This window comes from Nocardia yunnanensis, from assembly GCF_003626895.1.
GTDB classification, from domain to species: domain Bacteria; phylum Actinomycetota; class Actinomycetes; order Mycobacteriales; family Mycobacteriaceae; genus Nocardia; species Nocardia yunnanensis.
In genome coordinates, this window is record NZ_CP032568.1 from 3,045,711 (window position 1) to 3,059,903 (window position 14,193).

Genomic DNA, 14,193 nt, shown 5'->3' on the forward strand with positions numbered 1-14,193 from the left:
TTTTCCGTAGCCGCACAGGAATTCGCGGAGGGGACATGTCGACTTGGAGCACCGGTTCGAACAGCGCCTCGGCTGCGACACCCTATTCGGTCGGGCCGACCACCCCATCGGGTCCCGCCCCGACGTCGGCACGCACCGCACCGGCCGCGACGCGCACCTCCGCCGCGACCCGATACCTCTGTGTCGCAGTGCATCTCGACAGCCAGCTGGCCCGATCCGTGATCGAACGCATTCTCGAGGAGCCGCGACTGGCCATCACCCGCTCCCCGGCGGTGGACATGGTGACGGTGTGCCTGCACGCCGTGGCGGCCAGTCGCCGGCAGGCGGCGCGCGACGGCGCGCTGATCGTCGCGATCCTGCTGGCATTGTCCGGGCTGAGCGGGTTTCCGCGGTGGCTTCCCCTGATCGGGCTCGCGGTGGTGCTGGCCTGGGCCGCCGTGTTCGCCGAGGCCTACATCGCATCCTGGGGCACGATCGCGCACAGCCTGCGCAAGGACAATTTCGCGAATTCCTCCCCGCCGCCCGCGCCGACCGATCGGGTCCGTCAGCAGATCGCCCGGGTGACCGCCGCCGCGACCGGCAATGTGACGGTGTATCGCGGCTACAACCCGTTCGGCGGGCACGGCTGGATCCGGGCCGGCTGGTCGCTGGCGCTGGACACCACCAAGCCGCGCGATCCGGCCAAGCCGGTCGTGCCGTTCACCGCGGTGGAGCTGAACGCCCGGCTGAGCGTCGATGTGTCCCATCTCGATATCCCGGGCCTGAGTGTGGGTAATCGGCTGCTGGTCAACGGTTCCGACGTGCACGACGATCCGCGCTTCGTGCCCGACCCGTACGGGCCGCCGGTCGCGTGGACGGATCAGGCGACCCTCGCGGGGTTGATGACGGTGCGGGAGGATCGCGCTCGCCCCTATATGACGGCCGAAATCATCTGCTGGGACGGGGAATTGGTGTGGTCGGCGTTCGTCCGGCTGGTGGTGAACGACAATTCGCTGTTCGTCGAGACGAATTACACTGTGCTGCCGCCGTTTCGGCCCGAGTTCTACACGATCGACGATCTGCTGGCGCGGCCGACGGCGGGGCAGATTGTACGCTTGGGGTTGCGCTGCGGCGGGCGGCTGCCGAAATCGGTGCTGGGCGCGGTGCCGGGCGTTTCCAGCCACGTGTTCGCGGGGGTGCGCTGCTGGCTGGTCGATCGGCGGGATCGGCGGCTGATTCGTGAACTGTCCCGATTCCATCACGGTGCGCTGTTCAGTCCCCGCGAGGCCGCCGCGAACGGGGATTCGAACGGGGTCACCTATCACCGGTATTTCCAGAGTCTCGACGAGCAGATGGTGATGAAGATCGTCGACAAGCGAATTTTCAATACGCTCATCGATTTTCTCGCTAGCAAGAACGTGGATCCCGCCGAGTTGAAGCGGCGCAGTGAGCACATCATCAACAACAGCAGCGTCTCGATCGGAGGCGACGTGCACATGACCAATTCGGCGCTGGGCGGTGTTAGTGCGGTGAGCAACTCCTCCACGTTCTCCGGCAGCGCCTAGGAACTCCCTGTAGTAGACGGCAATTCAGTGAAAGGTTCGATTCATGCAGCGAGACGAGTCTTCGTCGGTACACATCGGCGGTGACGTCACCATGACCGGTTCGGCGCTGGCGGGCCGCGACGCCCACGTCGTCCACGCCGACCACGGCGCGGCGGTGACCGTCGCCGCCGAACCCGCGGCGATCCACCGCGCCCTCATCGACCTCGCCGCCCAAATCCGCGGCAGCGCACCGGCTCTCCCGAACAATGCCGAGCTGGCCGAGACCGCCGAGCAGGCCGCCGCCGAGGTGAGCCGCGAGCATCCGAACCGCACCATCCTGTCGGCGCTCATGCAAGCGATCGGCCGGTCCGTCGGCGCGGCCGGCAGCTTGGCACGCACCGTCACCGCCATCCACACCGCGATCGACGGGTTGTTCGACTGAGAGTCGCGACCTTTCTGTCGTGTTTATGGAAGAGACCTCCGCGCAAACGGCCTACCGTCATCCATACGACACCATCCAACTAAAGGAGGAAGCCGTGGCTGACAAAGTTCCCGACGCGGTCGTCGATATCACCGTGCCGCATTCCCCGGCCCGTGTCTGGTCCGCCCTCACCGAGCCCGCCCAGATCGCCCAATATTTCTTCGGCACCGAAGTCGTCACCGACTGGCAGGCGGGCAGCGCCATCCGCTGGCGCGGCGAATGGCAAGGAAAACAATTCGAGGACCACGGCACAATCCTCGAAGTCGAACCCCGCAAACGCCTGACCGTCACCCATTTCAGCCCCCTCACGGGCCAACCCGATATCCCGGAGAACTACCACACCGTCACCTACGCCCTCGCCCCCGTTCCTGACGGCACCAGCGTGACCATCATCCAGTCCGACAACAAAAGCGAAGCCGAAGCCACCGAGTCCGAAAAGACGTGGCGCATGGTTCTCGACGGCCTCGCCCGCTTCCTCGCCCAGGACGATCAACGGGATTAGCCGGGTCGGCCCGCCGTGCGTGCGGGCAGGCTGAACATCAACGCCCACATGACGATCAACGCGCCGCCGACCCACCACAGCACGCCGGTGAACGCGTCGCGGTCGAGCGTGCCGGTGGCTGTGTCACCGAGAGCGGAGAAGAACAGCGGTCCGGTCAGCGTGACACCCAGGCCGTAGCCCAGCTGCAGCGCGGTGTTGAACAGGCCCGAGGCCGAACCGGCGCTCTCGTGCGGCACTTTCGCCAACGTCAGGTCCGCGATCGGTCCGGCGATCAGGCCGAAGCCGAACCCGAGCAGCGCCACGGGCGCCGCCATCGCGAGCAGGCCGACCGCGGCCTGCCCGCTCGTCTGGATGCCGTAGACCGCGACCGCGCCGAGGGCGATCAGCGCGCCGGTTTGCGGTAGGCGCCGCCCGAAACGTCCGGCGGTCTTCGTCGCGCTCATCGCACCGGCCAGCTCGCCGAGAGCGAGCAGCGCGAAAGCCAGGGCCGCCATGAACGGGCTCATGCCCAGCCCGTGCTGCAGGTACAGGCTCCAGGTCATGAAGAACAGGCCGCACAGCACGGCCATCGTCAACTGCACGGCCAGACCGCCGGCGAACTGGCAGGCCTTGAACAGCGACAACGGAACCAGCGGTGCATCGTTCGCACGGCGATGCTGGTGAATCAGGAAGACGCCCAGCGTGAGCAGGCCGGTGGCGAGGCTGGCCACAATCCACAGCGGCCGGCCCTGCGCGCCGCCCGCGGTGAGTGGAAAGGCGATGAACACCACCGCGAGCGCCGACAGCAGCACGCCCGCGACGTCGAGGCGCTGCGCCCTCGCGGCGGTGGATTCGGGGATGAACCTGCGTCCGAGGAGGAGCACCGCGAGCCCGACCGGCACATTGATCAAAAAGATGGGCCGCCAAGACAATCCGAACAGATCGGCCTCGGTGAGCAAGCCGCCCAGCACCGGGCCCGCGACATTGGCCGTCGCCAGGACCGCTCCGTAGAGACCGAAGGCGCGGCTGCGTCTCGCCCCGTCGAAGGCGACGTGCAGGGTCGCCAGGACCTGCGGGATCATCACCGCGGCGGCGCCGCCCTGCAGTATGCGGGCCGCGAGCAGCATGGCCGGGTCGACGGCGAGACCGCACAGCAGCGAGGCGGCAGTGAATCCGGCGGTGCCGAGCAGGAAGACTCGGCGTCGGCCGTAGAGGTCGCCGAGTCTGCCGCCGGTGATCAGTCCGACCGCAAAGGTCAGCGCGGAGCTCGCGGTCAGCCATTGCACCACGGCCGGTCCGGCGTCGAGCGTCCGCTGCAGGGTGGGGATGGCGGTCAAGACGACCGAATCGTCGAGGATGTTCATCAGCTCGCCGGTCAGCAGGACCGTGAGAGCGATGGTGGCGGGTGTCGGCATCTTCGACGCCGGGCCCGACGGGGTACGAGCGGGGGATTCGGGGGTGTGCTCGGGCTCGTTGTCGAGCGCGAAGGAAGGCACGGGAGGACTCCAGGTGGTCGACGCAACTCAGGTCGGCGTGACGTCCGCCCCCGGACACGTTCAGTGATCAGGACGTGGGGGAATACGGACGACTACTTGACCTGGGATATACGTCACCACCTCCGATCTCTACCGACGCGACAGAAACTCCCCGCTCCGCCGGAGGGCTCTTCGGCAGGGTGGACCCAACCACGATACGACGTGCCCCTGCCGGGAGGACACCGGCCTTCGGGCTGTCGTGCGACGAGAAAAAAATCTGTAGTGCAGACTCTAGACATTCCGCGTGCGGTTGTGTAATTTCACTGTCGTTCAAGTGAGAGATCGAGTGACTGGGCAGGCGAACTGCCTGGTGTGCGGTACCCCCCCGCCCCCGCCGGGGCAGGCGAGAATCCGGCTGGCCATCTGGCTGCCCGACCGCCGCCGGCAGGGGCGGGGCACAGCAAGACGAAAACCTCACAGACCACGCATATGGAGGTGGTGGCCACTGAGTAGTCGACATCCTGTTCCGCGACCCGAGTGCGCTCGGGTGCGGTGTACGCCACCGGCCTTTGGGGGCCGGTGAACAGTTCGACCCTTTCGTATACGTATGTCCCAGGCCCCGGCGCACACCGCGCCGGGGCCTCCCGTCGTTCAAAAAACCGTCGTTGAAAAATCCTTGAGAGGTGTTGTGCAGCAACCGGATATGACTCCCGCCCCGGCTCCCGGCGGGGTGGACCGACTCGATGACGAGGACTTCCCCGCCTACAGCATGGGTCGTGCCGCCGAGCTCCTCGGCGTCACCCAAGCCTTCCTGCGTTCTTTGGATGCCGCGCGCCTGTTAACCCCGCAGCGCTCCGAAGGCGGCCACCGCCGCTACTCGCGCTACCAACTGCGAATCGCCGCGCGGGTGCGAGAGCTGATCGACGCCGGCAACCCCCTCGAAGGCGCCTGCCGGATCGTGATCCTGGAAGATCAGCTCGCCGAAGCCCAGGCCCTCAACGCCACCCTGCAACACGCCCTCGACGCCCACGAGGCCCGCGACCCTCAGTGCCCGTGACGGCCCCGGCCGACATGACGATCGTGCGGCAGGCCGCCGGGTGAGTCGGTCGGTGCGGCGGTAACTGACCCCGCCTCAGTTGTCTCGGCGGAAATCGCTCGGCGGCAACCCTTTCCAGCGGAGAAACGCACGGCGCAGGGTCCTGGCGTCGCTGTACCCCAGTCGCGCGGCCACCGAGCTGATCGGAAGGTCGGTGTTGCGCAACAGATTCACCGCATGCTCGTAGCGCACCGCCTCGAGCTCGTCCCGCCAGGTGGTGCCGTGTTCGGCCAATCGGCGCTGAATCGTGCGGGGGCCGACCGCGAGACGGCCCGCGACCCAGCGCAGATCCGTCTCACCGTGCAGCATCGACTCGTGAATCGCGATCCGCAGCGTGCTGCTCCAATCGCCCGCGACCCGGAACGACGACATGAGCATCTCGGCGTAGTGCCGGTGAATCCGAGCCTGGTGCGGGTCGCTGTCGGTCGCAAGATCCGCGGCGTCGAGAAAGGACATCTCCGCCTGGGGCGCGCCGAATTCGATTCTGCGAGTGCCGAACACGTCGACCAGGTGCTCGTGCGTGGGAGGCGCGTCCTGGGTGAATCGGACGCGAACAGGAACCAGGGGCGCACCGGTGGCCTCCCGAACCCGGCGCAGTATGAGCGAAAGCGTGAACTCCTCCCGAGCCGGAATGATGGTCTCCCGCACCGCGACCGCAGCCTCCCGAATGGTCAGCAGCCCCCCGTCCACGACGATCGCCCCACCCCCCGCCGGACTGGCCACCAACGCCCGGAACTCGTGCTCGACCCGCAAACTCTCGGCCAGCGTCGGCGCATTGGAAAACAAGTAATCCCACACCCCGAAACATCCGCGCTCGGCAACAGCCGACATCGCCGTCCCCACCCCCACCCCACCGACCTCATCGATCAAATGCCATGCCTGCCACACCGCCCCGCCCGGAATCCGAACCAGCTCCTCCCCGAACAACCCCACATTCAACCCCGGAATCCCCCGAAGCAGATCCCGAGGAACCCCCATCCGCACCGCGCTGGAATAAATCGGCCCCGCAGTACGAGCCGGAACAGTGCCTTCGAACATTCGCCGAAGTATATGCAGCCACCCCCCACCCCAACCCAACAGACCTACCAGTCGGTACTCGTGTCTGGGCCCCCTCGCTGAGTGGCACACTACCGAGCCGTTTTGTCCGATTCCCCCTCGCCGGTGTGCCACTCGGCGAATGCCTTTGCGCTGCGCGCCGGGCGTCTCGGACTGGCGGGGGTCAGGTGGCGTCGATGACTGTGCCGTGGGTGAGGTTGTGGGTGACTTCGGCTTCCCAGTTGGTGACGGCTCGGGCGGTGTCGATTTCGAATTCGAAGCGGGAGGTCATGTCGTCGGAGATGTTTTCGATGTCGACGTAGAACTGTTGGTACCAGCGGCGGAGTTGGTAGACGGGGCCGTCTTCCTCTGATAGCAGCGGATTGTCGATGGGGGTTTTGCGTTTCCAGATCGCTACGTCCTGTTCGAAGCCGACCTCGACGCCTCGGGCGAAACTCGCGGCCATCGCGGCGGCGTCGGCGTCCGACATGCCTTGTGGCTTCTTGACCATCGCGCCGTATTGCAGGACGAAGGAATTCGTGGATACGGGGTAGTGGCAGTTGATCAGGACGGTTTCGATGGTCGTGCCCTGGGTCTCGCTCCATAGCCAGTCGACCATGTAGGACGGGCCGAAATAAGAAGCGTCGGAACGCAATACGGAGTTCGGGTCGTCGTAGTTGGTGCCGACCGTGACGTCCTGGCGCGGTGTGGAGCGCATGTACTGGCTCGCGACGTGACCTTCGAAGACATTCTTGAAATATCGCGGGAACGCGTAGTGCACGTAGAAGAAGTGCGCCATGTCCACGACATTGTCGACGATCTCGCGGCAATGCGAGCCCTCGATCAGCATCGAGTTCCAGGTCCAATCGGTCCACTCGCTGCTGCCGTAACCCTCGATCACCGGAATGGTGACCTCGTCGGTCGGTGCGCGACCCTGCGGATCGTGCCAGACACACAGTTGGCCATTGCGTTCCAGCGTCGGCCAGGAACGCGTCCGGGCCAGCGGCGGCACGCGCCGAGCGTAGGGAATGCCGGTGCATTTGCCATTGCCACCCCAGCGCCAGTCGTGGAACGGGCAGGCGATGGAGTCGCCCTTCACCACCCCATCGGCCAGATTCCCGCCCATGTGCCGGCAGTATCCGTCCAGAACATGCAGTCCGCCATCGGTTTCCGACCGGAACACCACCAGCGTGGTGCCGAACGCCTTGACCTCGTGCGGACCGCCGTTCTGGAACGTCTTCAGCAATCCGAGGCAGTGCCAGCCGCGCGCGAACCGCGCCGCCGCGGGCGCGGCCTCGATCGTGCGATAGTCCTGCACCTCGTGTCGTGCTGTTCCGCTGGACGATTGAGTGGACATCGGCGCCTCCCTGTTCGTACCGCAACTCCGCGATAACCGGATCGTCCCCCCACTCGCGCGACGGCGGACGAAGAGATCCCGGTCAGCGGAACCGGTTACGTGAGTAGTGATTCCGGGACGTCCACCGAAAACCCATGGCGTACATGGTGATTCGCAGACGCGCATCATAAAGCGCATCCGAATCGGTACGGTCGATGGCATGGAATGGAGCTTTCGTGCGGCCGAGGAGCTTTCGACGGCATTGCGGTCCGGGGCAGTCAGTTCGGTGGAACTGACCGAGGAGGCGATAGCCCGGATCGAGCGGGACGACAAAGCCATCAACGCGATCTGCGTTCCCGACTTCGAGCGGGCGCGGGCCGCAGCCCAGCGAGCCGACCGGGCGCTGGCCGACGGGGTGGACCTGCCGCTGCTGGGTATCCCGGTGACGGTCAAGGAGTCCTACAACATGGCGGGCCTGCCCACGACCTGGGGTTTGCCGCAGCATCGCGACTTCATCCCCGACCAGGACGCCGAACAGGTGGCGCGGCTCGCGGCCGCGGGCGCGGTCATGCTCGGCAAGACCAATGTGCCGTTGATGCTGCAGGACTGGCAGAGCTACAACGACATCTACGGCACCACCAACAACCCATGGGATCACGGCCGTTCCCCGGGCGGCTCGTCGGGCGGGTCGGCGGCAGCGCTGGCGGCCGGATTCGGGGCGCTGTCGATCGGCTCCGATATCGCCGGATCGCTGCGGGTGCCCGCGCATTTCTGCGGAATCTACGCGCACAAGCCGACTCTCGGCCTGGTCTCCACCCGCGGCATGGTCCCGCCGCCGCTGCCGCCGCTGCCCACCGAGGCGGATCTGGCGGTCGCCGGTCCGATGGCGCGTACCGCTCGCGACCTGACACTGCTGCTGGACGTGATGGCCGGTCCGGACCCGCTGACCCGCGGCCTGGCCTACCGGCTGGAACTGCCCGCGCCGCGGCACGAGTCGCTCTCGGAGTTCCGGGTGCTGATCGTGGAGGAGCATCCGCTGGTGCCGACGGGCTCGGCCGTGCGGGCCGCGCTCGGACGGGTTGCCGACGCGCTCACCGCCGAAGGCGCTCGCGTGCAACACCACAGCGCGCTGCTGCCGGATCTGACCGAGGCCGCGGAACTCTACATTCAGCTGCTGGTGGCGGGCTTCGGCGCGGGTATGCCCGCCGAGCGGTACGAGCAGCTGCGGGCCGCTGCCGCCGCACTGCCCGCCGACGCCCAGGGCATCGACACGGCCTGGCTGCGCGGCGCCACCGCCACCCACCGTGACTTCCTCGTGGCCGCCGGTGGTCGCGAACGTCACCGCCACCAATGGCGTGCGCTGTTCGGCGAATTCGATGTCGTGATCTGCCCGATCGGCCCGACGCCCGCGTTCCCGCACGACCAGAATCCCGATGTGCAAGCACGCCGCCTCGAAATCGACGGCGCCGCATACCCTTACGGCGATCAACTGCACTGGCCGGGCGTGGCGACCATGCCCGGCCTGCCCGCCACCGCCATCCCCGCGGGTCTGTCACCGGACGGGCTGCCGGTCGGCGTTCAGCTCATCGGCCCGATGTACGAGGACCGCACCCCGTTGCGGCTGGCCGAACTCCTCGAAGCACGGATCGGAGGATTCCAGCCTCCGGCATGATGGTGGGGAACATCGAGGGGGAAGCACATGCGGGCACTGCTGATATCGATCGTCGTGCTGGCGATCGTCCTGATCGTCGGTGACCGCGTAGGGGTCGTGTTCGCGCAACACGAGATCGGCCGCCACATCGCCGACGAGTACAAGCTGCCCGGGCAGCCGCGGGTGTCGATCGGCGGGTTTCCGTTCCTGACCCAGGCGGTGGCGGGCAGCTACGGCCACATCGATGTCCAGGTCGGGGACTGGAGTCTGCAGGATGTGTCGGTCCACGACGTCGATGTCGCCTTGACCGATGTGTCGGCGTCGTTGAGTGCGGTGGTGAACGGGCGCACGTCCGAGTTCGTCGCGGGCACCGCCACCGCGTCGGCCCGGGTCGCCTACGACACCGTGCAGCATTACGCGCCCGCGAGTGTCGAATCCATGTCGTATGCGGCCGACGGTTTATCGGTGAAGGGGAACTTCCCGGTCGGCGGCGTATCGGTGCCCACGACCGTCGTCGTGACCGTCGCGCCGACCGACGACGGCATCGAGATCACTCCCGTCTCGGTCGAGACCGTCGCGGGCGGCATCCCGATTCCCTTGGCGGCCTTGCGGAAATCGCTCACCTTCACCGTGCCGTTGAAGCAGCTTCCGCTCGGCGCGAAACTGACCACCATCAAACCCGGTGCTCAGGGCCTCCAGGCCACCGCGGTGGCGCACAACGTGCATTTCAGCGACGTGCCCGCGTCCAAGTGACGCGCGGTGGATGCTGCCCGCGAATCATCTAGCGGTCCGCGACGACGGCCGCGAGGTTGGCCAGTTCGTTCTGCCGGCCCTGGATGAGGCGCTGCGTCCAGACATCGTCGTGCATGGCGTCGACAGTCATGACGACTCGGACGCCGGTGTCGGTCGGCTCGAGCTCCACGGTGGTGAGGAACTCGTACGGCTCGACGCCCGGGATGAAATCGGCCAGGGAGGTGTAGGCCAGGCGGCGGGGGCCGTCGACCTCGGTGAAGGTCTTGCGGGATTCGGTCGACAGCGGCATGCCCGCGGAGCGCATGAATTCGATCTGTTCGGGTGCGGTGGCGGTCATCGTGTAGACCAGTTCGCCGCCGGGGCGCAGGTCCAGCCGGTCGACGCGGACGGTGAAACCATCGGGCGCCCACCACTTCTCGATGCCCGCGGCGGTGGTCCACAACTCCCAGATGGTCTGGGCGGTGGCGGGGTAGTCGTGTTCGATGCGGGTCCGGTCGACCATGTCGCGCTCCTCTTCTCGAAATATTCTCTGCAAGGAATATATCTGGGGAGGCATACTTGGTCAATGGACCCAGCACTGTTCGCCGCACTGGCCGAACCCAACCGGATGCGTATCGTGGAGTTGCTCCATGCCGCGCCGCGCCCGGTCGGCGAGATCGCCGCAGCACTGGAGTTGCGGCAGCCGCAGACGACCAAGCATCTGCAGGCGCTCGAACGCGCGGGATTGGTGCGAATGGAACCGCTCGGGCAACGCCGCATCTACGCGCTGCGGCGGGAATCGCTGCGCGCGCTACGGGATTGGCTGACCGAGTTCGAGGAGGAGCATCCCTCCGAATCGGTGCTGACGCAGTATCGGGCGGCCATCGACGCGCCGGTGGCGGAGTCGGTGTACACCTTCACGCGGGAACTCGCCGCGCCGGTGGAGACGGTGTGGGAGTGGTGGACTTCCGCCGAGCTGGCGCGGCAGTGGTGGCATCCCGCGCATTTCGAGGTCGCCGATTGCGTTCTCGAGCCGGCGGCCGGGGGAGTGCTGTCGATGGCGCTGCGCGAAGGCGACGGCACGGAGTATCGCAGTGCTGGGTGTTTCCTGGAAGTCGTTCCGCCGCAACGTCTGCTGTTCCAGCTGGCGCCGGTCGGCCGCGACGGGGTCGCGTTGTTCGCCGCCGAGCATCGGGTGGAATTGACGGGCTTCGCTGGCGGGACACGCGTGGACCTGCGGATTCGCGTCACCGACCTGGTTCCCGGGTCGGAGCCGGCGGTGGCGGGTATCCCGTTCGGCTGGAATCAGGTGCTGGACAATCTGGTTCGAGCGCTCGGTGAATGAGCTGTCCGCTCGTTAACGTTCGGCATGCCGCCCCGCGATCTCGGAGTGGTTGGGTCGTGCGCTTCCTCACGGCCCCGCCGGGTCACGATCGCCGGTGACGGGCGTCCCCCGAACCGCTCAGCTCCGGCGTCGTGACGCGAAACCCCTGGCCCGCGACTGTGTCGGGCCGGGGGTTTCGGTTTGCCTGGGCCACAACGTCGTCGGGGCGCAGCGGGTGATAGCGTTCGAGGGGAACGCGTCTAGGGTTCCGCGAGCAGGCCGCCGGGTAGTACGCACAATCAGGTCTGCGAGGACTGGTCCGAGCGGCGCCACGACCGAGCTCGCCGGGTGCGGTCGTCATATGAAGGGACAAAAGCCTGGAGTACTCCATTCGCCTGCCCGCATGACGGGCAGCTGACAGAGAGTACTGTGCCATGGCTGCCGATGTTCTGGTTCTCGCGACGCAAAGCGTTGCCGCGCTGAGTGTTTCGCCGCGCATTCCCGCGCTGGTGCTGGCGGCGACCCTGGTCGCGGCCTGCGGGCACGCCGCGTGGAATGCGATCGCGCACTGGGTACCCGACAAACTGGTGTCGATCACGCTGGTGAACGCGGGCGGCTCGCTGTGCGCGATTCCGTTGGTGGTGTGGGCTGCCGGACCCGATCCGCGATCGTGGGTCTACCTCGGCACGTCGGTGGTGTTGCACATCGCCTACAACCTGCTGCTGATGGCTTCCTACCGGCTCGGAGACCTGAGCCAGACCTATCCGCTGGCGCGTGGAACGTCGCCGCTGGTGGTCACCGTGGTGGCCGCGCTGCTGTTCCGCGAGACGCCGCGCTCCGGCCAGATCGCGGGCGTGCTGCTCATCTCGCTCGGCCTGGCGTGCCTGGTGTTCTGGGGGCGGCGTAAGACGGCGAGTCCTCGCGGTGCGGTCGCCGCGGCTCTCGTGACCGGCGTCATGATCGCCTCCTACACCACCGTCGACGGGATCGGCGTGCGCGAATCCGGCAGTGTGCTCGGCTATATCGGCTGGTTGATGCTGCTGGAAGGACTGGCCGTCCCCCTGTACGCCCTGGCGCGTCGCCGTCGCGCATTCTGGCGCGATCTCCGCCCCGTGTGGCCCGTCGGACTCCTCGGCGGCGTCCTCAGCTTCGCCGCCTACGGCCTGATCCTGTGGGCCCAAACCCGCGGCGCCCTGGCCGATATCGCCGCGCTGCGCGAATCCAGCATCATCGTCGGCGCCCTCATCGGCACCGTCGTCTTCGGCGAACGCTTCGGCGCCGCACGCGTAGCCGCCACCTGCGCCGTCGTAGCCGGCATCGCAACCCTCTACCTCGCGTGAACGGCGTGGCGTACGTGTACGGATCTACCTGGGCGCGAAGACGTTTCGGAACGCGTTGAGGGTGGACTCCTCGGAGGTTCGGTCCAGGATCGCGAAGGTGACCTCGTCGAAGTGCCCGTCGAACCGCCCGCCGGCGGTCAGTAGTGCATGGAACACACCGGCCACCGTGGCCGGGTCGTTGCCGTAAGCGCCGCAGCCCCAAGCGCCCAGCACCAAACGCCGGTACCCGCCCGCTGTTTCGAGGATGCGCTCGGCGCGGGTGGCCAGTACGGCGGGCACCCGGGACGCCTCGCCCGGCCGCTCCCGCACGATGACGTTGGTCCGGGGCGCCGGGCTGGTGAGGAACGACACCCGATACGGGCGATCGAGCAGGACGCCTTCCTCGTCGCGGAAGACGGGCACGTCAGGAGAAAGGATCACGCGGTCGCTGTAGAAGGGATCCATTGTGCGACGGTGATATTCGTAGTATTGCGGTACGGCCAGCAGGGTGGGATACAACGCCGACGCCCGGCAGAGAGCTTCTTCTTGGGTACGCGCGCCGGCGAGGTAGTGGCCCCCGGGTTGCGAGCCGACGCGAAATTCAGAACCGCGACCGGCTCCGGATCGGCATCGAGCATCCGCCGCGCCCCTGCCAAACTGCTCTCCCCGGTCACCGAAATCACGGTGCCAGTGTTACTGCGAATGCTGACCGCAACCGGTTCGGGCCCGTACATCCGCGTACCCCGCACGGCGGCCTCCACCCCCGACGCCAACGAAACTTATCCTCCGCCGGACGTCGAATACCCGCCCGCCGCAAAGATTTTCTCGTTCTCCACAGCAATTGCCCGCAACCCCTCGACCACGTCGCCATACTCTCACAGCTCGAAACCCGCCCCGGCCCAAGCGATACGCGCTACTGGGGACTGTGGGCGGTTTCTATTCGGGTGAGCCATTCGCGTAGGAGGGCGGCTTCGACGGCGGTGAAGCCTGTTGTGGTTAGGGGGTCGGTGTTGTCGGCGGGGGTGATGATTGCGAGGAGGGAACGGGCGCGGTCGGCGATGGGGTTGGCGGGGCGGGGGGCGGCGGGGTCGGTGAGGGCGTCGAGGACGATGTCGCGTAAGGGTCTGATTGTGTGGGCGTTTCGCTTGTGCTCCGGTTGAGCCAGGAGGTGTAGGACCGCTCCGGTGGTGGATGCCTCGATGGCGATGATGGCCGCATCGACCGGCACGCGGAGCAGGCCCTGGGCATTGGCGCGATCGAGCATGCCGCGCAGGATGGCTCGGTTTTCGATGACCGCGGCCGGGTGGCGTTCCGGGCCCAGGTTCGCGTACATGAGGGTGTATATGGCGGGGTTGGCCAGGCCGAATTCCACGTGCGTTTCCCAGCCTCGACGTAGGTCCTCGAGCGGATCGTCGCTGGGCACGAACGCGCGTTTCTCGGCGAGGTAGCTCTCGAAACCGAAGGTGGCCACCGCGTCCAGGAGTGCGTCCTTGTCTCCGAAGAGCCGATACAGCGTCGGCGTCTGGACTCCGGCCGCGGTGGCGACCGCCCTGGTGGACATCCCGGATGGCCCGACATCGCCGAGCAGTTTCACCGCCTCGGCCAGGATGTGCCGGCGTTGATCGTCCGCGCCGCTGCGTCGCTCACTCGATGACATTTGTCGATGATAACGGAAATTTGTTGACGTTGACAATGACAGTGTCAAGTGGTTAGCGTTATCAACGTCAACAGGTGAGGGGC

14 protein-coding genes and 1 pseudogene are annotated in these 14,193 nt (G+C 66.9%); 8 read left to right on the forward strand and 7 right to left on the reverse strand.

All coding sequences use genetic code 11. The features are described 5' to 3' along the window. Nucleotides 1-35: 35 nt before the first annotated feature. From D7D52_RS14090 to D7D52_RS14100, 3 genes are all read left to right on the forward strand, one after another. Nucleotides 36-1,544: a hypothetical protein gene (locus D7D52_RS14090; protein ID WP_162958308.1), complete on the forward strand. Its 1,509-nt coding sequence runs from the start codon at nt 36-38 to the stop codon at nt 1,542-1,544. Nucleotides 1,545-1,587: 43 nt separating this feature from the next. Continuing rightward, complete coding sequence (locus D7D52_RS14095; RefSeq protein WP_120736727.1) at nt 1,588-1,965, forward strand: hypothetical protein; 378 nt, start codon at nt 1,588-1,590, stop codon at nt 1,963-1,965. Nucleotides 1,966-2,059: 94 nt separating this feature from the next. After that, the gene (locus D7D52_RS14100) at nt 2,060-2,506 is read left to right on the forward strand and encodes an SRPBCC family protein (RefSeq protein ID WP_222932822.1); all 447 of its coding nucleotides are present in this window, start codon (nt 2,060-2,062) and stop codon (nt 2,504-2,506) included. Here the strand turns inward: D7D52_RS14100 and D7D52_RS14105 are convergent. Then, entirely contained in the window at nt 2,503-3,981 is a 1,479-nt protein-coding gene (locus tag D7D52_RS14105; RefSeq protein ID WP_120736729.1) for an MFS transporter, read from the reverse strand. The genes D7D52_RS14100 and D7D52_RS14105 overlap by 4 nt on opposite strands. A 682-nt stretch (nt 3,982-4,663) precedes the next feature. Between D7D52_RS14105 and D7D52_RS14110 the strand changes: the two genes are divergently transcribed. Then, the gene (locus D7D52_RS14110; protein ID WP_120736730.1) at nt 4,664-5,017 is read left to right on the forward strand and encodes a MerR family transcriptional regulator; all 354 of its coding nucleotides are present in this window, start codon (nt 4,664-4,666) and stop codon (nt 5,015-5,017) included. 75 nt (nt 5,018-5,092) lie between these two features. On the opposite strand, the gene D7D52_RS14115 is transcribed toward D7D52_RS14110, so the two are convergent. After that, nucleotides 5,093-6,094: a helix-turn-helix domain-containing protein gene (locus D7D52_RS14115; protein WP_120736731.1), complete on the reverse strand. Its 1,002-nt coding sequence runs from the start codon at nt 6,092-6,094 to the stop codon at nt 5,093-5,095. 181 nt (nt 6,095-6,275) lie between these two features. Beyond that, on the reverse strand, nt 6,276-7,448 hold the full coding sequence (locus D7D52_RS14120; protein ID WP_120736732.1) for a 3-ketosteroid-9-alpha-monooxygenase, oxygenase component: 1,173 nt from the start codon (nt 7,446-7,448) through the stop codon (nt 6,276-6,278). Between the two features lie 199 nt (nt 7,449-7,647). Between D7D52_RS14120 and D7D52_RS14125 the strand changes: the two genes are divergently transcribed. Together D7D52_RS14125 and D7D52_RS14130 are read left to right on the forward strand one after the other, a co-directional pair. After that, nucleotides 7,648-9,099, forward strand: a complete 1,452-nt coding sequence (locus D7D52_RS14125) for an amidase (RefSeq protein ID WP_120736733.1) — start codon at nt 7,648-7,650, stop codon at nt 9,097-9,099. A 27-nt stretch (nt 9,100-9,126) separates the two neighbouring features. Beyond that, nucleotides 9,127-9,831, forward strand: coding sequence for an LmeA family phospholipid-binding protein (locus D7D52_RS14130; RefSeq protein ID WP_120736734.1), 705 nt, complete (start codon nt 9,127-9,129; stop codon nt 9,829-9,831). Nucleotides 9,832-9,859: 28 nt separating this feature from the next. On the opposite strand, the gene D7D52_RS14135 is transcribed toward D7D52_RS14130, so the two are convergent. Further along, nucleotides 9,860-10,333, reverse strand: coding sequence for an SRPBCC family protein (locus D7D52_RS14135; protein ID WP_120736735.1), 474 nt, complete (start codon nt 10,331-10,333; stop codon nt 9,860-9,862). A 63-nt stretch (nt 10,334-10,396) separates the two neighbouring features. Here D7D52_RS14135 and D7D52_RS14140 point away from each other — a divergent pair, with 63 nt between their 5' ends. Next, complete coding sequence (locus D7D52_RS14140; protein ID WP_120736736.1) at nt 10,397-11,155, forward strand: metalloregulator ArsR/SmtB family transcription factor; 759 nt, start codon at nt 10,397-10,399, stop codon at nt 11,153-11,155. 413 nt (nt 11,156-11,568) lie between these two features. Continuing rightward, nucleotides 11,569-12,474, forward strand: a complete 906-nt coding sequence (locus D7D52_RS14145; protein ID WP_222932823.1) for a DMT family transporter — start codon at nt 11,569-11,571, stop codon at nt 12,472-12,474. A 24-nt stretch (nt 12,475-12,498) separates the two neighbouring features. Here D7D52_RS14145 and D7D52_RS38670 read toward each other — a convergent pair whose 3' ends face one another. The 3 genes and pseudogenes from D7D52_RS38670 to D7D52_RS14155 form a co-directional block, all read right to left on the reverse strand. Next, on the reverse strand, nt 12,499-12,918 hold the full coding sequence (locus D7D52_RS38670) for a TIGR02452 family protein (RefSeq protein ID WP_222932824.1): 420 nt from the start codon (nt 12,916-12,918) through the stop codon (nt 12,499-12,501). Next, nucleotides 12,919-13,187, reverse strand: a pseudogene (locus tag D7D52_RS40305) (TIGR02452 family protein); the annotation flags it as partial. Between the two features lie 179 nt (nt 13,188-13,366). Continuing rightward, nucleotides 13,367-14,110 (reverse strand): TetR/AcrR family transcriptional regulator, encoded by a 744-nt coding sequence (locus D7D52_RS14155; protein ID WP_162958310.1) that lies wholly within the window; start codon nt 14,108-14,110, stop codon nt 13,367-13,369. Nucleotides 14,111-14,193: the final 83 nt, after the last annotated feature.

What these genes read in the sequence shown, in the direction of transcription:
- D7D52_RS14145 (WP_222932823.1), top strand. Translation starts at nt 11,569, where the DNA reads ATGGCTGCCGATGTTCTGGTTCTCGCGACGCAAAGCGTTGCCGCGCTG.
- D7D52_RS14115 (WP_120736731.1), bottom strand. Translation starts at nt 6,094, where the DNA reads ATGTTCGAAGGCACTGTTCCGGCTCGTACTGCGGGGCCGATTTATTCC.
- D7D52_RS14155 (WP_162958310.1), bottom strand. Translation starts at nt 14,110, where the DNA reads ATGTCATCGAGTGAGCGACGCAGCGGCGCGGACGATCAACGCCGGCAC.
- D7D52_RS14110 (WP_120736730.1), top strand. Translation starts at nt 4,664, where the DNA reads ATGACTCCCGCCCCGGCTCCCGGCGGGGTGGACCGACTCGATGACGAG.
- D7D52_RS14095 (WP_120736727.1), top strand. Translation starts at nt 1,588, where the DNA reads ATGCAGCGAGACGAGTCTTCGTCGGTACACATCGGCGGTGACGTCACC.
- D7D52_RS14125 (WP_120736733.1), top strand. Translation starts at nt 7,648, where the DNA reads ATGGAATGGAGCTTTCGTGCGGCCGAGGAGCTTTCGACGGCATTGCGG.
- D7D52_RS14130 (WP_120736734.1), top strand. Translation starts at nt 9,127, where the DNA reads ATGCGGGCACTGCTGATATCGATCGTCGTGCTGGCGATCGTCCTGATC.
- D7D52_RS14140 (WP_120736736.1), top strand. Translation starts at nt 10,397, where the DNA reads ATGGACCCAGCACTGTTCGCCGCACTGGCCGAACCCAACCGGATGCGT.
- D7D52_RS14120 (WP_120736732.1), bottom strand. Translation starts at nt 7,448, where the DNA reads ATGTCCACTCAATCGTCCAGCGGAACAGCACGACACGAGGTGCAGGAC.
- D7D52_RS14090 (WP_162958308.1), top strand. Translation starts at nt 36, where the DNA reads ATGTCGACTTGGAGCACCGGTTCGAACAGCGCCTCGGCTGCGACACCC.
- D7D52_RS14135 (WP_120736735.1), bottom strand. Translation starts at nt 10,333, where the DNA reads ATGGTCGACCGGACCCGCATCGAACACGACTACCCCGCCACCGCCCAG.
- D7D52_RS38670 (WP_222932824.1), bottom strand. Translation starts at nt 12,918, where the DNA reads ATGGATCCCTTCTACAGCGACCGCGTGATCCTTTCTCCTGACGTGCCC.